Origin of the sequence: Streptomyces sp. NPDC051133 (genome assembly GCF_040682635.1) — a bacterium.
In the GTDB taxonomy this organism is placed as follows: Bacteria; Actinomycetota; Actinomycetes; order Streptomycetales; family Streptomycetaceae; genus Streptomyces.
On sequence record NZ_JBFBBK010000001.1, the window covers coordinates 1 to 19,846 of the forward strand.

19 protein-coding genes, 1 tRNA gene and 1 pseudogene are annotated in these 19,846 nt (G+C 73.8%); 14 read left to right on the forward strand and 7 right to left on the reverse strand.

Annotated elements, in window-relative coordinates:
* Window positions 1-380: 380 nt before the first annotated feature.
* The 13 genes and pseudogenes from AB0N17_RS00005 to AB0N17_RS00065 all read left to right on the forward strand — a co-directional run.
* A pseudogene (locus AB0N17_RS00005) lies at window positions 381-2,285 on the forward strand (ATP-binding protein); the annotation flags it as partial.
* A gap of 760 nt (window positions 2,286-3,045) precedes the next feature.
* Complete coding sequence (locus tag AB0N17_RS00010) at window positions 3,046-3,480, forward strand: roadblock/LC7 domain-containing protein (RefSeq protein WP_366008734.1); 435 nt, start codon at window positions 3,046-3,048, stop codon at window positions 3,478-3,480.
* A 2-nt stretch (window positions 3,481-3,482) separates the two neighbouring features.
* Entirely contained in the window at window positions 3,483-3,854 is a 372-nt protein-coding gene (locus AB0N17_RS00015) for a DUF742 domain-containing protein (protein WP_366008735.1), read from the forward strand.
* On the forward strand, window positions 3,832-4,431 hold the full coding sequence (locus tag AB0N17_RS00020) for an ATP/GTP-binding protein (protein ID WP_366008736.1): 600 nt from the start codon (window positions 3,832-3,834) through the stop codon (window positions 4,429-4,431). Before AB0N17_RS00015 ends, AB0N17_RS00020 begins: the two co-directional genes overlap by 23 nt.
* 61 nt (window positions 4,432-4,492) lie before the next feature.
* Entirely contained in the window at window positions 4,493-5,068 is a 576-nt protein-coding gene (locus tag AB0N17_RS00025; protein WP_366008737.1) for a GAF domain-containing protein, read from the forward strand.
* 162 nt (window positions 5,069-5,230) lie between these two features.
* Window positions 5,231-6,259: an L-threonine 3-dehydrogenase gene (gene tdh, locus AB0N17_RS00030; protein WP_366008738.1), complete on the forward strand. Its 1,029-nt coding sequence runs from the start codon at window positions 5,231-5,233 to the stop codon at window positions 6,257-6,259.
* Between the two features lie 46 nt (window positions 6,260-6,305).
* Window positions 6,306-7,505 carry a glycine C-acetyltransferase gene (locus AB0N17_RS00035; RefSeq protein WP_366008739.1) on the forward strand — a complete coding sequence of 400 codons (1,200 nt, stop codon included), beginning with the start codon at window positions 6,306-6,308 and terminating at the stop codon, window positions 7,503-7,505.
* A gap of 31 nt (window positions 7,506-7,536) precedes the next feature.
* Window positions 7,537-8,439, forward strand: coding sequence for a LysR substrate-binding domain-containing protein (locus tag AB0N17_RS00040; RefSeq protein ID WP_366008740.1), 903 nt, complete (start codon window positions 7,537-7,539; stop codon window positions 8,437-8,439).
* A gap of 48 nt (window positions 8,440-8,487) precedes the next feature.
* Complete coding sequence (locus tag AB0N17_RS00045) at window positions 8,488-9,849, forward strand: radical SAM protein (RefSeq protein ID WP_366009133.1); 1,362 nt, start codon at window positions 8,488-8,490, stop codon at window positions 9,847-9,849.
* A gap of 45 nt (window positions 9,850-9,894) precedes the next feature.
* A complete protein-coding gene (locus AB0N17_RS00050) occupies window positions 9,895-10,479 on the forward strand; it encodes a helix-turn-helix domain-containing protein (protein WP_366008741.1) in 585 nt (194 codons plus the stop codon).
* Between the two features lie 2 nt (window positions 10,480-10,481).
* Entirely contained in the window at window positions 10,482-11,006 is a 525-nt protein-coding gene (locus AB0N17_RS00055) for a GNAT family N-acetyltransferase (protein WP_366009135.1), read from the forward strand.
* A 30-nt stretch (window positions 11,007-11,036) separates the two neighbouring features.
* The gene (locus AB0N17_RS00060) at window positions 11,037-11,396 is read left to right on the forward strand and encodes an MmcQ/YjbR family DNA-binding protein (RefSeq protein WP_366008742.1); all 360 of its coding nucleotides are present in this window, start codon (window positions 11,037-11,039) and stop codon (window positions 11,394-11,396) included.
* A 95-nt stretch (window positions 11,397-11,491) separates the two neighbouring features.
* On the forward strand, window positions 11,492-12,781 hold the full coding sequence (locus AB0N17_RS00065; protein WP_366008743.1) for an MFS transporter: 1,290 nt from the start codon (window positions 11,492-11,494) through the stop codon (window positions 12,779-12,781).
* Between the two features lie 157 nt (window positions 12,782-12,938).
* Here AB0N17_RS00065 and AB0N17_RS00070 read toward each other — a convergent pair whose 3' ends face one another.
* Window positions 12,939-13,841: a transketolase gene (locus AB0N17_RS00070; protein ID WP_366008744.1), complete on the reverse strand. Its 903-nt coding sequence runs from the start codon at window positions 13,839-13,841 to the stop codon at window positions 12,939-12,941.
* Window positions 13,842-13,874: 33 nt separating this feature from the next.
* Window positions 13,875-14,582: a transketolase gene (locus AB0N17_RS00075; RefSeq protein WP_366008745.1), complete on the reverse strand. Its 708-nt coding sequence runs from the start codon at window positions 14,580-14,582 to the stop codon at window positions 13,875-13,877.
* A gap of 127 nt (window positions 14,583-14,709) precedes the next feature.
* On the opposite strand from AB0N17_RS00075, the gene AB0N17_RS00080 reads away from it, so the two are divergent.
* Window positions 14,710-14,783 (forward strand) — tRNA-Pro (locus AB0N17_RS00080).
* A gap of 86 nt (window positions 14,784-14,869) precedes the next feature.
* Here the strand turns inward: AB0N17_RS00080 and AB0N17_RS00085 are convergent.
* The 5 genes from AB0N17_RS00085 to AB0N17_RS00105 form a co-directional block, all read right to left on the reverse strand.
* Window positions 14,870-15,667 carry a hypothetical protein gene (locus AB0N17_RS00085; RefSeq protein ID WP_366008746.1) on the reverse strand — a complete coding sequence of 266 codons (798 nt, stop codon included), beginning with the start codon at window positions 15,665-15,667 and terminating at the stop codon, window positions 14,870-14,872.
* A 183-nt stretch (window positions 15,668-15,850) separates the two neighbouring features.
* The gene (locus AB0N17_RS00090; RefSeq protein WP_366009136.1) at window positions 15,851-16,378 is read right to left on the reverse strand and encodes an NUDIX hydrolase family protein; all 528 of its coding nucleotides are present in this window, start codon (window positions 16,376-16,378) and stop codon (window positions 15,851-15,853) included.
* Between the two features lie 16 nt (window positions 16,379-16,394).
* Window positions 16,395-17,570 (reverse strand): amidohydrolase family protein, encoded by a 1,176-nt coding sequence (locus tag AB0N17_RS00095; protein ID WP_366008747.1) that lies wholly within the window; start codon window positions 17,568-17,570, stop codon window positions 16,395-16,397.
* Window positions 17,571-17,572: 2 nt separating this feature from the next.
* Window positions 17,573-18,976: a glutamine synthetase family protein gene (locus AB0N17_RS00100; protein ID WP_366008748.1), complete on the reverse strand. Its 1,404-nt coding sequence runs from the start codon at window positions 18,974-18,976 to the stop codon at window positions 17,573-17,575.
* A 57-nt stretch (window positions 18,977-19,033) separates the two neighbouring features.
* The gene (locus AB0N17_RS00105) at window positions 19,034-19,846 is read right to left on the reverse strand and encodes an SAM-dependent methyltransferase (protein WP_366008749.1); all 813 of its coding nucleotides are present in this window, start codon (window positions 19,844-19,846) and stop codon (window positions 19,034-19,036) included.

The following is a 19,846-nucleotide window of genomic DNA, read 5'->3' on the forward strand; positions in this document are numbered from 1 at the left end:
ATCCCGCAACCGGCGGTTTTACGGTGCGCAGCGAGGGGGAAATCACACGGTGGGACATAAGGGCACACGGGGGAGCGAGCCGTCCGCCGGCGTGCTTTCTCCTGTGACCGTTTCTGACCAGGTCGCTTCGGTCTCTTTCGGGTCGGTCGGGGGCGTCCGGCAGGGTCATCGTTCTTTCGTACGAGGCTTCATACCAGAGCGGGACGCTCCTCGGGTGACTTTGTCAACTGCCCACCGCACATGATGCGCAGGCGACTACTGTGAGTGTCCGTCGGCGGGGCGAGGCGGATCGCCGGTCGTGCCGGCCGACACCGCGATGACGCACGTCTCCCGCGCACCGCGTGACGAATCAGGCCCGACGGACCCGTACGAGGACGCAGATGTCTCACCTCCGAGCACCGGCCGGCCGCGCCGACCGCCGGGAGGGCGGCCGGCACGGGCGACCGGTCGCCCGACCCGCTCCCGCACTGCCCGAAACGCACATACGGCCCCAGCTGATGAGGCTCGCCGTGCTGCCACCGCTCGCGGTCGCGCTCAGCGCCACCGCCGCCGTCCTGTTCAGCATCCGCTCCACCGGCGCACGCACCGGCCCGGTCCTGTGGGCCGTGCTCGCCGGAGCGGTCGCCGTGGCCGTCGCCGGGATCCTCATCGCCGCCGTGGCCGCCGACCGCGCCGCGCGTTCGGTCGCCGACCGCGTCGACGCCCTCCGGCGCACCGCCGCACACGGCGAGGCCGACCTGCACGCGCTGGTCGACGCGCTGCGCCAGGGGGAGAGCCCGCCCCAGCGCTCGCCGCGCCGCCGGCCGCCCGAGGACGCCGACGACTTCGAACTCCTCGCCGCCGACCTGGCCCGCGCGCACGACGGCGCCGTCACCGCCGTCGTACGCGCGGCCCAGCTCTCCAGCCAGGCCGGCAGCGAGCAGAAGCTCGAGGTCTTCGTCAACCTCGCGCGCCGGCTCCAGTCCCTCGTGCACCGGGAGATCGCCACTCTCGACGAGCTGGAGAACGAGATCGAGGACCCCGACCTGCTCAAGGGCCTCTTTCACGTGGACCACCTGGCCACCCGCATCCGGCGGCACGCCGAGAACCTCGCCGTGCTCGGCGGCGCCGTGTCCCGGCGCCAGTGGAGCAACCCGGTGAACATGACCGAGGTGCTGCGCTCCGCCATCGCCGAGGTCGAGCAGTACTCCCGGGTCAAACTGGTGCCGCCGATCGACGGCGAGCTGCGCGGGCACGCCGTCGCCGACGTCATCCACCTGCTCGCCGAACTCATCGAGAACGCCACGGTGTTCTCCGCCCCCCACACCCAGGTGCTGCTCCGCGCCAACCTCGTCACCTCCGGGCTCGCCGTGGAGGTCGAGGACCGCGGACTCGGCATGCCCGTCGGCGAGCAGCACAGGATGAACGCCCTGCTCGCCGACCCCGACCAGGTCAACGTCGCGAGCCTGCTGGCCGACGGCCGCATCGGTCTCTACGTCGTCTCCCAGCTCGCCCGCCGGCACGGCATCGGCGTGCGGCTGCAGAGCAACATCTACGGCGGGGTGCAGGCCGTACTCGTCGTACCCCAGGCCCTGTTGGGCTCGGCGCCGGGCGTGCCCGGGGCGGCTGCGGGGGCCGCCCTGCCGCAGCATCCACCGGCGCCGGCGGCCACCGGGGTGCCCCCGCAGGCGCACGCGCCGGTGCCGGGGCCCGTGCGGGCACCCGCGGCCCGGCCGGGAACCGGGAACCCCGCCACGGGCGGGGCCGGCGCCGAGAGCGAGGGCGGGACCGGGACCGGGGCCGTGGTCGTACCCGGCGCGGGACAGGTGCCGGCCGCCGGGAGGCGACGGCACGCACAGCACGCGGCCGGTGAACCCGCGGGCGGCGAACGAGGGTTGACCGATCCCGGGGCCGGCGGGCGCGCGTCGGCTCGGCCCGGGGCCGGGCAGCGCGGTGCCGTGTCGCCGGGATCCGGCGACACGCAATCCGGGGATGCCCCGGCCCCGCTCCCGGTGCGGGGCGCCGGTGAGGTGCGGCCCACCCCGGCCGAGGCCGTGCCCGGGATCAGGGCCGCCGACCGGCAGGCGGTCGAGGCGCACGAGGGCGTCCTGCCCACCCCGCGCACCGGCGCCGTGCGCGGCACCATGGGCAAGCCCCGGCTGCCCCGCCGCCGTGCCCAGCAGCATCTCGTGCCCCAGCTCCGTGGCGGCCCCGTGCCCCGTCAGGAGGCCGAGACCGTCGCCGGCCACGACCCGGGTCTGATGGCGGCCTTCCAGCGCGGAATCGGACTCGCCGAGGCCCAGCAGTGCGTGGAGTCGACGGAGCCGGACGCGCCGCGCGCGGATCCGTCCCACGGGACGCCCGTGTACGGCGAGCCGCAGCACGGGGACGCCATGGACGCCGCGCACACGGGCTCTGCCCGTACGGACTCCGCGGACACGGACGCGCCCTCCATGGGCCTCGCGCACAGGGACGCGCCCCACATGGGCCTCGCGCACAGGGACGCGCCCCACATGGGCCCTGCGCACACGGACGCGCCCTCCATGGGGCTCGCGCACAGGGACGCGCCCCACATGGGCCCTGCGCACACGGACGCGCCCTACATCGGCCTCGCGCACAGCGATGCTCACCACATGGCCCCGGACCACTCGGCCTCCGTCCACATGGCCTCGCCCCACACAGCCTCCGACCACCGGGCCGCACCGCACACCGCCGCCGCGGACCACACGGCCGTAGACCCCATGGCTCCCCACCACACGGCCCCGAACCACACAGCACCGAACCACAGGGCCCCGCTCTCCGACGGCCGACCCCTCACCGGCGCGGCCCCCATGGACGCCACCCCCTTGGGCCGCACCCCCCTGGACCCCGCTCCCGTGGACCCCACCCCCATACCCCGGACACGCACCCACGCGCCCCTCTCCGACGGCACCCGTGGCCCCGGCCGGACCGACGGGAGCGCCCCGGCCGGCTGACCGCCGCACGGCCGTCACCGCACCCATCCAGCACAGCCCACCCCCAAGGGCTCCCGCAGACCTTCGAACCCCCCCAAGGAGTCGATCCACCATGGCGAGCGATGCGCCGACCGCCCATGCCTCCGACCTCGACTGGCTGCTGAGCGGCCTCGTGCAGCGCGTACCGCACACCTCCAGCGCGGTGCTCCTGTCCTGCGACGGACTGGTGAAGTCCGTGCACGGCCTCGACCCCGACAGCGCCGACCACATGGCGGCCCTGGCCTCCGGCCTGTACTCCCTCGGCCGCAGCGCGGGCGTCCGGTTCGGCGACGGCGGGGACGTCCGCCAGGTCGTCGTCGAGCTCGCCTCGACGCTGCTGTTCGTCACCACAGCAGGCTCCGGCACCTGCCTCGCCGTGCTCGCGGGCCGCGAGGCCGACGCCGCCGTGCTGGGCTACGAGATGGCGATGCTGGTCAAGAGCGTCCGCCCCTACCTCGTGACCGCACCCCGGCAGCACGCCGTCGATCCCGCGGCGACGAGGCCTTGAGCGTGACCGCAGCCGGCGATGGGCCCTGGCTGGACGACGCGGCCGGACGGCTGGTGCGCCCGTTCACGGTCAGCAACGGACGCACCGAACCCAGCGTCGCCCTTGACCTGATGTCACAGGTCATGGCCACCGGAGTCACCCCGCTCGGCTACCTCGGCCCGGAGCACGCCCAGGCCCTCGACCTGTGCCGGGCGCCCGTCTCGGTCGCCGAGGTCGCCGCCCAGCTGAAACTGCCCGCGGTGGTCACCAAGGTGCTGCTCTCGGACCTGGTCGACTGCGGGGCGCTGACCACCAAGCCACCCGCGTTCCACCACACTCCCACTGACCGGTCTCTGCTGGAGGCAGTGCTCGATGGACTACGACGACAGCTCTGACCCGTTCCCCACCGCGCTCAAGATCCTGGTGGCGGGCGGGTTCGGGGTCGGCAAGACGACCTTCGTGGGCGCGGTCAGCGAGATCGCGCCGCTCAGCACGGAGGAGCTGCTCACCACGGTCAGCGCCGCCACGGACAACCTCGACGGGATCGAGAACAAGGTCGAGACGACGGTCGCCATGGACTTCGGCCGGATCACCCTCGACCCGGAGCACGTGCTGTACCTGTTCGGCACACCGGGGCAGGAGCGGTTCTGGTTCATGTGGGACGAGCTGTCCGAGGGCGCGCTCGGCGCGGTGATCCTCGCCGACACCCGCCGGCTGCAGGACTGCTTCGCCGCCGTCGACTTCTTCGAGGAGCGCGGGCTCGCCTTCATCATCGCCGTCAACGAGTTCGACGGCGGCCACCGCTACGACCCCGAGGAGGTGCGGGCCGCCATCGACCTCGACCCGGAGGTCCCGGTCGTCCCCTGCGACGCCCGGATCTCCAGCTCCGGCGTGCAGACCCTGCTCACCCTCGTACGCCACCTCCTCGCCCACATCCCGGCGCCGGCACCCAGCCACGGCGCCCACATGTGATTCCGCCCTACCGCCCACGGAGCCCCTATATGAGGTACCCCCACAGAGACGGAGCCCGGCCATGAGCTACGAGCCGCCCCGGCCGGTCCGGGGGCTGCTGCTCACCCCCGAGGACAAGGAGGCCCCCGCGCGGGTCCACCGGCTGCGCCGGCTCGGCCTGGCGGACCGTCCCGAACCCGCGCTCGACGCCTTCGCCGGCCGGCTCGCCCGGCTCAGCGGCGTGCCCTACGCCATGGTCAACTTCGTCGGCGAGGACCACCAGTTCTTCGCCGGCCTGAGCGCCCCCGCCCTCGCCCCGTTCGTCCGGGAGGACGGCACCGCGGCCGTGCTCGGCAGGACGCTCCCGCGCGACCACGGCTTCTGCCCGCACGTGGTGGTCCGCCGCAAGGCGCTGGTCCTGGAGGACGTCCGCGACTACCCCCGGTTCGCCGGCAACCCGGTCGTCGACGAGTACGGCATCCACTCCTATCTGGGCGCCCCGCTCATCGACAGCTCGGGCATGGCGCTCGGCACCGTGTGCGCCGCCGACACAGCGCCCCGCGCCTGGGGGAAGGCGGGCCTGGACACCATCAAGGCACTCGCCGCCGACCTCGTCGTACGCCTCGAACGCAGCGCGCAGGACGGCCTGCCCCTGTGAAGCGCGGGGCGTGTAGGAAAGCTGTGGCGGCGGTTAAGAAAAGCTCGATGGACCGCGGTGCCGCGCATACGGCAGATTGCAGGGTGTTTCCACCCCTCTGACCCGGCACGGGCTTCTCACGGCTGCCCATGGGCCGGGACCTCACCCACAGGAGCCGCACGCGTGAAGGCGCTGGTCAAGGAGAAGGCGGAGCCCGGGCTCTGGCTCACGGACGTCCCGGAACCCGCCATCGGTCCCGGCGATGTGCTGATCAAGGTGATGCGGACCGGTATCTGCGGCACCGACCTGCACATCCGCGCGTGGGACGGCTGGGCCCAGCAGGCCATCCGCACGCCGCTCGTGGTCGGGCACGAGTTCGTCGGGCAGGTCGTCGAGGTCGGCCGCGACGTGACCGACATCCGCATCGGCGACCGGGTCAGCGGCGAGGGCCACCTGGTGTGCGGCAAGTGCCGCAACTGCCTGGCCGGCCGCCGCCACCTGTGCCGCGCCACCGTCGGCCTCGGTGTCGGCCGCGACGGCGCCTTCGCCGAGTACGTGGCCCTGCCCGCCACCAACGTCTGGGTGCACCGGATCCCCGTCGACCTCGACGTCGCCGCGATCTTCGACCCGTTCGGCAACGCCGTGCACACCGCGCTCTCCTTCCCGCTGGTCGGCGAGGACGTGCTGATCACCGGCGCCGGACCGATCGGCCTGATGGCCGCCGCCGTGGCCCGGCACGCCGGCGCCCGCAACGTCGTCGTCACCGACGTCAGCGAGGAGCGCCTGCAGTTGGCCCGGAAGATCGGTGTGAGCCTCGCGCTGAACGTCTCGGAGTGCACGATCGCCGACGGGCAGCGGGAACTGGGCCTGCGCGAGGGCTTCGACATCGGCCTGGAGATGTCCGGCCGCGCCGAGGCCATGCGGGACATGATCGCCAACATGACGCACGGCGGCCGGATCGCCATGCTCGGCCTGCCGGCGCAGGAGTTCCCCGTCGACTGGGCCCGGATCGTCACCTCGATGATCACCATCAAGGGCATCTACGGCCGTGAGATGTTCGAGACCTGGTACGCGATGTCGGTGCTGCTGGAGGGCGGCCTGGACCTCGCCCCCGTGATCACCGGCCGGTACGGCTACCGCGACTTCGAGGCGGCCTTCGCCGACGCCGCGAGCGGCACGGGCGGCAAGGTCATCCTCGACTGGACCGCTTGATTTCCGGCTCGGTTCGCCTCGCCCCCCGCACTTTCTGGAGTCCCTCATGTTCAACTCGGTCCGCGACGACCTCCGCGCCACCCTCGACGAGATCCGCGCCGCCGGTCTGCACAAGCCCGAACGGGTCATCGGCACCCCGCAGTCCGCGACCGTCGCCGTCACCGCCGGCGGCCGCCCCGGTGAGGTCCTCAACTTCTGCGCCAACAACTACCTCGGCCTCGCCGACCACCCCGAGGTGATCGCCGCCGCCCACGCCGCGCTCGACCGCTGGGGCTACGGCATGGCCTCCGTCCGCTTCATCTGCGGCACCCAGGAGGTGCACAAGGAGCTGGAGGCCCGGCTGTCGGCGTTCCTCGGCCAGGAGGACACGATCCTGTACTCCTCCTGCTTCGACGCCAACGGCGGTGTCTTCGAGACGCTGCTCGGCGAGGAGGACGCGGTGATCTCCGACGCCCTCAACCACGCCTCCATCATCGACGGCATCCGCCTTTCCAAGGCCCGCCGCTTCCGCTACGCCAACCGCGACCTCGCGGACCTGGAGGCCAAGCTGAAGGAGGCGACCGAGGGCGGCGCCCGGCGCAAGCTGATCGTCACCGACGGCGTCTTCTCCATGGACGGCTACGTGGCCCCGCTCGCCGAGATCTGCGACCTGGCCGACCGCCACGACGCGATGGTCATGGTCGACGACTCGCACGCCGTCGGCTTCGTCGGCCCCACCGGCCGCGGCACGCCCGAGCTGCACGGCGTCATGGACCGCGTGGACATCATCACCGGCACCCTCGGCAAGGCCCTCGGCGGCGCCTCCGGCGGCTATGTCGCCGCCCGCGCCGAGATCGTCGCCCTGCTGCGCCAGCGCTCGCGCCCCTACCTGTTCTCCAACACCCTCGCCCCGGTGATCGCCGCCGCCTCCCTGAAGGTCCTCGACCTGCTGGAGTCCGCCGACGACCTGCGCATCCGGCTCGCCGAGAACACGGCTCTCTTCCGCCGCCGCATGACCGAGGAGGGCTTCGACATCCTCCCCGGCGACCACGCCATCGCGCCCGTCATGATCGGCGACGCGTCGAAGGCCGGCCGCATGGCCGAGCTGCTGCTGGAGCGCGGGGTCTACGTGATCGGCTTCTCCTACCCGGTCGTCCCGCAGGGCCAGGCCCGCATCCGGGTCCAGCTGTCCGCCGCGCACTCCACCGAGGACGTCACCCGCGCGGTCGACGCGTTCGTCGCCGCCCGCGCCGAGCTGGAGGCCTGAGCAGGGCGGACGCCCTGGGATAATGGACCGCATGATCGAGGCACGGCGGCTCCACATCCTCCGTGCGGTGGCCGACCACCGCACGGTCACCGCGGCAGCCGCCGCGCTCTACCTCACCCCCTCGGCCGTCTCGCAGCAGCTGACGGCCCTGGAGCAGGAGACCGGCCACCGGCTGGTCGAGCGCGGCGCCAAGGGCGTACGGCTCACCCCGGCCGGTGAGATCCTGCTCAGCCACACCAACGCCGTCCTCGCCCAGCTGGAGCGGGCCGAGGCCGAGCTGGCCGCCTACGGCTCGGGCGAGGCGGGCACGGTCACCGTGGCCGCCTTCGCGACCGGCATCGCCCAGGTCGTGGCCCCGGCCGTGGCCCGGCTCGCGCACCGCGCGCCCGGCATACGGATCCGCGTCCAGGACGCCGAGGGCGACGCCAGCCTGCCCATGGTCCTGGACCGGCAGGTCGACGTGGCGGTCGCCGTGGAGTACCGGGGGGCGCCGCCCGCCGACGACCCCCGGCTCAGCCACGTCCCGCTGTACGCGGAGCCGTTCGACGCGGTCGTCCCCGTCGGCCACCGCCTCGCCGAGACCCCCGAGATCCCCCTCGCCGAACTGGCCAAGGACGCCTGGATCGGGCCGTACCCCGGCAACCCCTGCCACGATGTGGTCGTCCTCGCCTGCGAGAGCGCCGGCTTCCAGCCCCGGCTGGAACACTCCTCGGACGACTTCCGTGCCGTCGTCGCCCTGGCCTCGGCCGACGCGGGCGTGGCCCTCGTACCGCGCTCCGCTCTGAACGGCATGGACCTCGCCGGCGTCGTGGTACGCCCCGTCGACGGCGTCGCCCCGACCCGGCGGGTCTTCGCCGCCGTACGCCGGGGAGCCGAGGAACACCCGCTGATCCGGCCCGTGCTGGACGCCTTGCAGGAGTCGGCCAGGGCGTAGGGAACCGGCCATCGGTCGCACGCGGTCTGGGAGGGCATGCGTGTGACGATGATCCTTCCGGCCCTGACCGAGGCGACCAGCCCGCTGTTCAGGCCCATCAAGTACTCGCTGTTCCCGCCGCTCGGCCTGGCCACCCTGGCCGGCTACCTCGATCCTGACGACGAGGTCACGCTGTACGACGAACACGTGGAGCGCATCGATCCGGCCACCCTGGACACCCCCGATCTGCTGGTGGTGCAGCCGTACATCACCTCGGCCCGCCGCAGCTACGAGATAGCCGACCACTTCCGTGCCCGGGGCGTCCATGTCGCCCTGGGCGGTCTGCACGTCACCTCGCTGCCCGAGGAGGCGGCGGCCCACGCCGACACCGTCTTCACCGGGCCCGGCGAGGACACCTGGCCGCTGTTCCTGAAGGACTTCCGCGACGGCGTGCCGGCCCGCCGTTACGACTCCACCCGGCGGACCCTCGCCGGTCTGCCCCCGGTGCGCCGCGATCTGATCAAGCGGCACCTCTACCTCGTGCCCAACTCGATCGTGGTGTCCCGGGGCTGCCCCCACCACTGCGACTTCTGTTACAAGGACGCCTTCTTCGAGGGCGGCAAGTCCTTCTACACCCAGGCCGTCGACGACGCCCTCGCCGAGATCGACCGGCTGCCCGGCCGCCACCTCTACTTCCTCGACGACCACCTGTTCGGCAACCGGCGCTTCGCCGAGGCCCTGTTCGACGGCATGCGGGGGACGGGCCGCCTGTGGCAGGCGGCGGGCACGGTCAACTCCGTCCTCAAGCCAGGCCTGTTGGAGCGGGCGGTGGAGGCGGGGCTGCGCAGCCTGTTCGTCGGCTTCGAGACGGTCAACGACGCGAACCTCGCCGAACGGCGCAAGGACCAGAACATCGGCGCCGACTACGCGGCCGCGGTCCGGCGCCTGCACGACGCCGGGGTGATGGTCAACGCCAGCTTCGTCTTCGGGCTGGACAGGGACGGCCCCGACGTCTTCGACCGCACGGTGGAGTGGGCCGTCGAGCAGGGCATCGAGACGGCGACCTTCCACATCATGACGCCGTACCCGTCGACCGGGCTGTGGAAGCAGCTGGAGTCCGAGGGACGCATCCTGCACCGCGACTGGGACCTGTACGACACCCGCCATGTCGTCTACGAACCGAAGGGGATGACGGCGCGTCAGCTGGAGGACGGCTACTGGCGGGCCTACCGCGACTTCTACCGCTGGTCCAGCATCTGGCGCGGCTCGGCGGCCCAGCCGGGCCGGCGGGAGCGGCTGCGGCATCTCGCCTACGCGGGCGGCTGGAAGAAGTTCGAGCCCGCCTGGGACCTGCTGATCCGCTCCCGCCGGGTGGTGCGGGCGATGCCCGCGCTGGAGCGCACGCTGGCGGCGTTCGGCGGACGGGAATGACAGGGGCCGCGCATCGTGTCTCACATCTGGGATAGAGTCCCGAATATGAAACACGATGATCTCGCGTCCGCACCGGACCCCGTGGACGCCAGGCTCGGCGCCCGGCTGGCCGAACTGCGCTCCCAGCACGGCTGGTCGCTCGGGGAGCTGGCGGAGCGCAGCGGGGTCAGCCGGTCGACCCTGTCCCGCGCCGAGCGGGCGGAGATCAGCCCCACCGCCGCCCTGCTGAACCGGCTCTGCCATGTCTACGGGCGCACCATGTCCCAGCTGCTCAGCGAGGTCGAGGCGGCGCCCGCGCCGCTGGTCCGGGCCGCCGCCCAGCCGGTCTGGGAGGACCGGGATTCCGGCTTCGTCCGGCGGTCGGTGTCCCCGCCGCACGCCGGACTGCGCGGCGAACTCGTCGAGGGACGGCTCGCGCCGGGCGCCGACATCGCCTACGACCGGCCGCCCGTGGCCGGTCTGGAGCAGCATCTGTGGGTGCTCGACGGCGCCCTGGAGGTGACCGACGGCGAACAGGCCCACCATCTGGACCGGGGGGACTGCCTGCGGATGCGCGTCTTCGGTCCGACCCGCTTCCGGTGCGCGGGCCCCGTCGAGGCGCGGTACGTGCTGGCGGTGGTGCGGCCGTGACGGTGGAACGCTGGAGTGCCGAGCACGTACGGGAGCGGGCGGGGGAGTTGGCGGACCTGCTGGCCGACACGGTGGCCGGTGGTGCCTCGGTCGGCTTCCTCGCCCCGTTCGCCCGCGAGGAGGCCGCCGCCTGGTGGCGGGAGCGGGCGGACGCGGCGGCGGCGGGCCGGCTCGTCGTGTGGGCGGCCCTCGACGCCGCCGGCCGAGTGGCCGGCACCGTGAGCCTGGCCCACCCCGACAAGCCGAACAGCCGCCACCGCGCGGAACTGGTGAAGCTGATGGTGCACCGTCGCGCGCGCGGGCAGGGACTAGGCCGCCGCCTCCTGGCCACCGCCGAGGGCGCCGCCGCTGCCGCCGGCATCACCCTGCTCCACCTCGACACCGAGACCGGCAGCCCCGCCGAGCGGCTGTACCGCTCGGCCGGCTGGACCGTGGCCGGCACCATCCCCGACTACGCGGCCGCCCCGGCCGGGGAGCTGCGGTCGGCGACCGTGTACTACAAGCGGCTGGAGCCGCCGGCCGGGTGACTGTCAGTGGCAGGGGCTACGGTGCGTGGCATGCCCGATGCCGAAGACGTACGCCGTATCGCCCTGTCCCTGCCGGACACCACGGAGAAGGTCGCCTGGAGCATGCCCACGTTCCGGGTCGCCGGGAAGATGTTCGCGACCCTGCCCGAGGAGGAGACGTCCATCGCCGTGCGCTGCCCCAAGGAGGAGCGCGACGAACTGGTGGCGGCCGAGCCGGAGAAGTTCTGGATCGCCTCCCACGAGGCCCAGTTCGCCTGGGTGAGGGCGAGACTCGCCGCGCTGGAGGACGAGGACGAGCTGCGGGACATCCTCGCCGACTCCTGGCGCCAGGCGGCCCCGCCCCGGCTCCTGGAGGCCCACCCCGAGGTGGGGCTGCCGCCCGGGCGGTGAAATTCCCGGTGGGCGCGGGCGGGGCGTGGCATGATCCCGCGCGGCGGAGGCGGTGAGGGGACACCGCCGGGTCGGCTGGGAGGGGATCACCCGCGATGACCGGAACGGACGCACGGCACGACAGCGTCACCCCGGGGCTGAGGGCGGACGGCACCGGCGTACCGGCCGTCTGGTCGCGGGACTTCGCCCTGTTCTTCGTGGCCCGGGCGGTCGCCCGGCTCGGCGACACCATGCTGCCCGTGGCCCTCGCCGCCGGCCTGCTGGAGCACGGGTACGGGGCGGGCGCGGTCGGCCTGGCCATGGCCTCCACGGCCGCCGCCTTCGCCGGACTGGTGGTCTTCGGCGGGGTCATCGCCGACCGGTTCAGCACCCGCCGGCTGATGATCGGCGCCGACCTGGTGCGGCTCGGCACCCAGTCCCTCGCCGCCGTCCTGTTCTTCACCGGTCACGTGGTGCTCTGGCAGATCTGTGTCGTCGGTCTCGTCAACGGCATGGCGGGAGCCGTCTTCCAGCCGGGGGTGGCGAGCACGGTGCCCCGGCTGGCCGCCGACATCCAGGGCGCCAACGGCGCGATACGCATCGCCGAGTCCGCCGCCCAGCTCGCCGGTCCGGCCGTCGCAGGCATCCTGGTCGGCCTGGCCTCGCCGGGCGGTGTGTTCGCCGCGCACGCCGCCACCTACGCGACCAGCGCCGTGTGCCTGCTGCTGCTCCGGCTGCCGTCGCCTCCCGAGGGCGGCCGCGTCGCCGGCGGGGGCGGGATGCGTGCCTTCCGGGCCGATCTGGCCGACGGCTGGCGGGAGTTCAGGGCGCGCACCTGGCTGTGGGGCGTGATCGCCGTCTGGTGCCTGTACATGATCGCCGTTTGGGGGCCGAGCGTCCCGCTGGTGGCGACCGAGGTCGTCCGGCACCACGGCCCGCGCGCCTACGGCCTGGTCAACTCGGCCCTCGGCGCGGGCACCGTGGTCGGCGGCCTGCTCGCCCTGCGGCTGCGGCCCCGCCGCATGCTGCGGGCCGGTGCGGTCGCCCTGTTCGCCTTCTTCGGGTTCCCGGCGGCCGTCGGCGCGGGCCTCGGGGTGCCGGCCATGGCGGCCGGGGCGGCCCTGGCGGGGGCGGGCATGTCGTTCTGGGGCGTGATGTGGGCGACCAGCGTGCAGACCCAGGTCCCGGCCGACGTCCTCAACCGCATCCACGCCTACGACGTGGCGGGCTCGCTCGCCATGATGCCGGTCGGCCAGGCCCTCGCGGGCCCCGCCGCCGGGGCGTTCGGCGCCGGCCACGTCCTGCTGATCTCCGCCGCGGCCAGCCTGGCCGTGGCCACGGCCCTGCTCGCGGTCCCGGCGGTACGCAACCTGGTCCGGGCGGACACGAGGCCCCCCGCACGCTGACCGCGCAGACCGGACGGGTGCCCCATGCCGGTGCTCGTCCCCATCCCGGTGCGTGCCCCCGTGCCGGTGGCGTGCCCCCATGCCGGTGCGTGCTCTGCGCCGGTCCCGGCCGGAGGCCGCCCGCGCTCGCGCCTGCCCGCTGCCGTCCGGCTCGCGGCTAAGCACGGCCCAGGAACCCCCCGATCCGCCCGCGCAGCGCCGCCGGGTCCAGGCCGTGCGCGGCCACGTGCTCCTCGACCGTGCCGTAGCGGCGCAGTTCGCGGCGGCCGACGCCGAGGGCCAGCACCCGGTGCGGCACATCGGACAGCGCCTCGCTCACCGCGCCCGTCGACGTGCCCGCGAGGTACGGCTCGACCAGGACGACGTCCGTCCCGGCGGCCCCGGTGGCCCGGCGCAGCCCCGCCGCGTCGAAGGGCCGTACGGTCGTCCCGTACAGCACGGTCACGTCCAGGCCCTCCGTGGCGGCGAGCACCGCGTCCAGCATCGGGCCGACCGCAACGACCACACCGGACCGGCCCTCGCGTACGGTCAGGAAGCCCGCGCCGTCGACGACCCGCCCCCGCCGGTTGGACTGCACCGACAGCCGCACGTACACCTTGTCGTCGCCGGCGGCGACCGCGTGGTGCAGCAGCGTCTCGGCCTCGTCCGGATGGCCGGGCACATGCACGGTCCAGCCGTCCAGCGTGTCGAGCAGCGCCACGTCGCCCGGGGCCATGTGGGTGTGACCGCCGGCCGGCCAGTCGAAGGACGCGGCGGCGCTCACCAGCACCGCACCGGCGTCCTGATGCCCCAGGTCCAGCTTGACCTGCTCGAACGGCCGCTCCACCAGAAAGCTCGCGAAGGTGTGCACGACCGGCCGCAGTCCGGTGAGCGCCAGCCCCGCCGCCGCCCCGATGAGCAACTGCTCGCGGATGCCGACGTTGACGACCCGGTCGGGGTGGCGGCGCGCGGCCCCGGCGAAGCCGTCCTTGCCGATCTCGGCGAGGAGGACCGCGACCCGCGGGTCCTCGTCCAGCAGCCGGGAGACGACGGGAGCGAAGCGGTCACGCATGGTGTCCATGAGGGTGTGCCCTTTCGGGGAAGGAACGGAGTGTCAGGAGGTCTTCGGCTCGACCCGGGCCACGACCACGTGCGGCCGCCCCGGGTGAGGCGCGGTGAACGCGTCGTACAGGGCCTGGTGATCGCGCCCGTCGACGCTCGCCGCGGACCAGCCCGCGGCCTCGAACCGCGCGGCGATCCCGCCGGGCCGGGCATGGCTCGCGGAGGAGTTGTCGATCACCACGGTGTGCAGCCGTTCCAGCCCGGCCGGCCCGGCGAAGGCGATGGCCTCGTGGTTGCTGCCCTCGTCGAGCTCCGCGTCCCCGATCAGCACCCAGACCGCCGGGTCGTGCCGTCCCTGCGCCCGCAGGCCCAGCGCGGTGCCCACGGCGATCGGCAGCCCGTGCCCGAGCGACCCGCTGCCGATCTCGGCGCCCGGCACCAGCACCCGGTCGGGGTGGTGGCCGAGCGGGGAGTCGTAGGAGCCGAAGCCGGGAAGCCACTCCACCGGCAGGAACCCCCGCGCGGCCAGCACCGCGTAGTACGCCATCGGCCCGTGGCCCTTGCTCAGCAGGAACCGGTCCCGGTCCGGATCGTCCGCACGGTCCGGCGTGATGCGCAGCACCCGGTCGTACAGCACCCACAGCACGTCGAGCGTGGAGGTGGCCGCGGGCCCGTGCTTCTCGTCGCCGGTCATCAGGCCCATCAGCCGGGGCAGGTCGGCATGGCCGTGGGCGCGGCCGTCGTCCGCTGTGATCGTCATGCCGACGATCGTGCAACCTCAACCAAACTTGAGGTCAACCGGCGAAAGGAGTGCGCGATCACCGAGGCGAGTGCGGTATTGTTTCCCTGCGCGTTTCGACCGGGGAAACCCCAGGTCAAACGGGCACCGGGACGTGGCGCAGCTTGGTAGCGCACTTGACTGGGGGTCAAGGGGTCGCAGGTTCAAATCCTGTCGTCCCGACTTGCGGAGCACGCAGGTCAGAGGCCGGTTCGGAACGAATCCGAACCGGCCTTCGCGGTCTGTGGAGCAGGTTTTTGGGGCAGGTGTCAGAGTGCCGGTGCGGTGTCCCGGCGGGACAGGGCCAGGTACGCCACGAACCCGATGATCGCCACCGTCCAGGACAGGGTCACCGGACCCAGCCCCCAGCCCAGGCCGCCCCGGGTGCCCGGCAGCGCCATCCAGTCGGCGAGGGACGCGCCGAGCGGGCGGGTGAGGACGTAGGCCGTCCAGAACGCGGTCACCGCGCCGAGGAGGCGGGCGCGGTGGGCCAGGGCCGGGACGCAGATCGCCACGGCGAACAGGGCGACCGAACCCAGGTAGCCGAGTCCGACCGTCGCCGTCAGGTCGCCCGCCGCCGTGCCCAGGGCGAACGTGGCGAGCACGGCCGCCCAGTAGAAGCACTCGCGGCGACGGGTGCGGACGGACGTGATGGACAGGGTGCGCTCGCTCGCGTACCAGAGCGCGAACACGGCGGCCAGGGCGACGAGAAACAGGGGCGTGGAGAGGGTGTAGGGCACGCCCAGGCCCACGTGGAGGACGTCCGCGGCCATCGTGCCGAACACGCTGACCATGACGATCGCCGTCCAGTAGATCCAGGCCACGTAGCGGCGGACGGCGAACTGGAGCACGAGCGACGCCGCGAAGGCGAGAGCCCCGAGGCCGACCGCCGGGATCGGGCCCAGCAGCCGGGCCAGGAAGTCGGAGGCGGTCTCACCCATGCCGGTGGTGAGGACCTTGACGATCCAGAAGTAGACGGTCACCTCCGGCACCTTGTTCGCGCTCGCGCGTATCGCTGCGCGGGCGTGACCGCTCGGCCGGTGGTCGAGGACGTGCTCTGTGCTCATGCGCCGCACCCTCGCACGGCCAACTGTGCTGTTCCCAGCCCCCTTTGCCATTGTTTTGGGGCTTCTGGTGCAGGTGTTGCCCCAGGTCGTCACGAGCCTGAACGCAACCTGAGAGCCGCGGCGGACCCTCTGGCCGGCGGCCCGGCCGACCTGGTAGACAGGCGGGTCGGCCGGCCGCCGGTGTCAGAAGGCCAGACCCACGTGCGCGAGCGCCTGCTTCAGCAGCATCCCGTGCCCGCCGGGCATCTCGCTCTGCACGGCCACGGAGGCGGCCTCCTGCGGGCTGAACCAGACGAGGTCCAGCGCGTCCTGCCGGGGCCGGCAGTCACCGCTCACCGGCACGACGTAGGCGAGAGACACCGCGTGCTGGCGCGGGTCGTGGTACGGGGTGGTGCCCGCCGTCGGGAAGTACTCCGCGACCGTGAACGGCTGCAGGGAGGCCGGCACCCGCGGGAGGGCGACCGGGCCTAGGTCCTTCTCCAGATGGCGCAGCAGGGCGTCACGGACCCGCTCGTGGTGCAGGACGCGGCCGGACACCAGGGTCCGGCTGACCGTTCCGTCCGGGCCGATGCGCAGCAGCAGTCCGATGCTCGTGACTTCACCGCTGTCGTCCACGCGCACCGGCACGGCCTCGACGTACAGGATCGGCATACGGGCCCGGGCCATCTCCAGCTCGTCCGTGGTCAGCCATCCGGGCGTGGTTTCGGTCATGTCAGACATTGCTTGATCATACTTTCCGGGTGGGGCGCCCGCTGGGGTCGCGGGACGGTTCGGACACGGGTGGGCCGTAGAGGCGGCGGGCGTTGTCGCGGCCCGTCCAGGCCGCGATCCGCAGGGCGTCGGGCAGACTCAACTCGTCGGCGTCGACACGGTCCTGCAGCAGATCGGCGAGTCCGCGCCGGAAGCACAGCGCGCCGAGGTGGTGGAACTCGGCCACCCCGTAGGCGTCGGAGCTGTACAGCAGCTTCCGGAACGGGGTGATCTCCAGGGCCTCCTCCAGCACCGCCCGGCAGCGGGCCGGGCCGGTGTGGTGCAGGGCCAGACCGACGTCCAGGTACACCTGCTCGAACACCGCGGCCAGATAGGCGGCCTGCCGCTGGTAGGGCCAGCAGTGCAGCAGCAGCACCGGGATCGTGCCGGCCGTCCGGTGCAGCCAGTCGGTGAGCAGGGCAGGGTCGGCGCGGTGCAGGCGGACGTCCGCGTCGCCGAAGCCGGTGTGCAGCTGCAGGGGCAGGCCCAGGTCGACGGCGGTCCACAGCAGGTGCCGCACCAGCACCGGGTCGGTGAGCCGGCCGCCGCCCGCGAGCCAGTGCCGGGCGGCCCGGGTCACCTCGGCGCCGTCCGGGCGGGCCGGGTCCAGGGCGAAGCCGGTGCGGTAGGCGGCCACCGACTTCACCGCCACCACGCCCGGCCGCCGCACGGCCTCCTCGGCAGCCCGCCGCACGGTGCCCGCGTACTCGCCCGCCTCCACGCCCTGCGCGGCCACCGCCTCGGCGAGCTGCTCCAGGCGTACGACCTCGCAGGCCGTGGCGCCGGCGGCCGCCGCCAGTTCGCCGGGCGTGGTGAGCGGGTGCGGGGTGTAGCCGGTGTCCACGCAGAACACCCCTGCTCCCGAGGCGGTCAGGAAGCGTCGGTTGACCTCCCGCCAGCCGAGCTCCGCCCGGCGGGCCGTGTACGCGTCGGGCGGGGCGTGCCGGGGCAGGTCCAGCAGGGGCGCGCAGTGCCGGCGCACGGCCACCCCGGCGGGGCTGTCGAAGGGCGAGACGCCCGGCCAGCCCTCGCCCTCGGTGAGGAGCGACGCGAAGTCCTCGTGGGCGAGGTCGGCGGTCACGGCGCCGTGGCAGTGGTGGTCCACCAGCGGCAGCGCGGCGAGGGTCTCGTGGACCGGTCCGGGTGCGCTCATCGTCAGTACGTCCAGCGGTAGGCCGCCGCCACCTGGTCGTCCGTGAGGCCGCCCGTGGCCGCCACCTCGCCGAGGCGCACGGCGGTCACCGCGTCGGCGAGCACCGGACCCAGCGCCGCCCGCAGCACCCGGTCCGCGCGGAACTCCCCGACGGCTTCGGGCAGCGACACGGGAAGCCGCCGTACGCCGAGGGCCGCCGCCTCGTCCGGGCCGTAGCGGGCCGGGTCGCCGGTGATCTCCTCCGGCAGCGGCAGGCCCGCCGTGATGCCGTCGAGGCCGGCCGCGAGGACGCAGCCGAGGGCCAGGTACGGGTTCGCGGCCAGGTCGACCGGTTTCACCTCCAGGTTGGCGTCCTGCTCCCGGCGGCCCGCCGTGCCCGTGACCACCCGCAGCGCGGCCTCGCGGGTCTCGCGGCCCCACGCGGTGAACGCCCCCGCCCAGCGGGAGGGCCGCAGCCGCAGGTAGCTGGCCGGGCTCGGCGCGGTGACCGCCGTCAGCGCGGGCATCCGGGCCAGCACCCCGGCCGCGAAGGACTCCGCCTCGGGCGTCATGCCGTACCGGCGCTCCCCGCCCGCGTGCAGGTTCACCCCGTCGCGCCAGCAGGACAGGTGGAGGTGTCCGCCGTTGCCGACGCCCTCGGCGGACATCGCGGGCGCGAACGACACCCTCAGGCCGTGCCGCGCGGCCACCGCCCGGATCGTCTGCCGCACGAGCACGCTCCGGTCGGCCGCCGCCACCGGGTCCAGGGCGCCCACCGACACCTCGAACTGACCGGCCGCGTACTCGGGGTGCAGCTGGTCCACGTCCACGTCCTGCGCGGCCAGCGCGGCCAGCAGGTCGGCGGTGCAGTCGCTCAGCCCGACCTGACGCGTCGCGCCGTACGCCGGTCCCGGGACGGCCGGCACGAACTCCCCGGGCGGCGCCGAGCCGAGCCCGAACGCCCACTCGACCTCGATCGCCGCCTTGAACGTCAGGCCGTGCCGTGCGGCGGCGTCCGTGACGGTCCGGCGCAGGAAGGTCCGGGAACAGCCGGGGTGCCGCTCGCCCTCCTGGGTGATCCGGTCCACCGGCGCCCACGCCCAGCCGGGCTGCGCGGCCAGCACCACCAGCCGGTCCAGGTCGGGGTAGAGCCGCAGGTCGCCGTCCGGTGAGCCGAGGACGTCGGTGGTGACGATCGTGTCGTGGGCGAGGAAGGTGTCGAACACCGGGGACATCCCCACCCCCCAGGACACGGCCGCCTCCAGCCGCGCCGTCGGGATCGTCTTCACCCGGCCGACGCCCGCGGTGTCGACGTAGGCCAGCACGATCCCGCGCACGCCCTGCGCGGCCAGGCCGGCGGTGAGCGCGGCGACCCGGCGCAGATCAGCGGGGCGGCCGCCGGGCACGGGGTCGGCAAGGGTGGTCATACGTCCTCCTCCTCGGGCTCCCGGGATCCCCGGGCTCGGGCCGGTGGCCGGGCCGGGTCAGGGCTTCACGGCCACCGCGCCGTACTGCGGCACCACGGCGGCGGACGCCGACTCGGGGCGCCACAGCGAGCAGGGCACGAGCCCCGGCTCGACCGGCCGCAGGCCCTGAAGGAACGCGGCGACGTCGGCGCGGCCGCGGGCCGTGATCGGCGGGGTGGCGTGGGCGTTCCAGAACTCCATCGCCGCCGCGTTGCCCTCGCCGCCCACGTCGGCGTCGCAGGTCGGATGGGTCAGGACGAGGTGGCTGCCGGACGGCACCGCCGCCGTGAGCCGCCGCACGATGTCCCGGGCCTCGTCCGTGTCCAGGACGAAGTTCAGGATGCCCAGCATCATCACCGCGACCGGCTGCCGCAGGTCCAGCGTCCCGGCGGCGCGCTGCACGATCGCGTCCGGGTCGCGCACGTCGGCGTCGACGTAGTCCGTGACGCCCTCGGGGGAGCTGGTGAGCAGCGAGCGGGCGTGCACGAGCACGATCGGGTCGTTGTCGACGTACACGATCCGCGACTCGGGGGCGATGCGCTGCGCGATCTCGTGGGTGTTGTCCACCGTCGGCAGGCCCGTGCCCACGTCCAGGAACTGCCGGATCCCGCGCTCGGCCGCCAGATACCGCACCGCCCGCGCCAGGAACTCCCGGTCCGCGCGGGCCACCGCCCGGATCACCGGGAACATCCCGGCGACGTGGTCACCGACCCGCTGGTCGACCTCGTAGTTGTCCTTGCCGCCGACCCAGTAGTTCCACACCCGGGCGTTGTGCGCCACGGAGGTGTCCAGTCTCGCCGGTCCGGCCGCGGGGGAGGGGCCTTCGGTCAC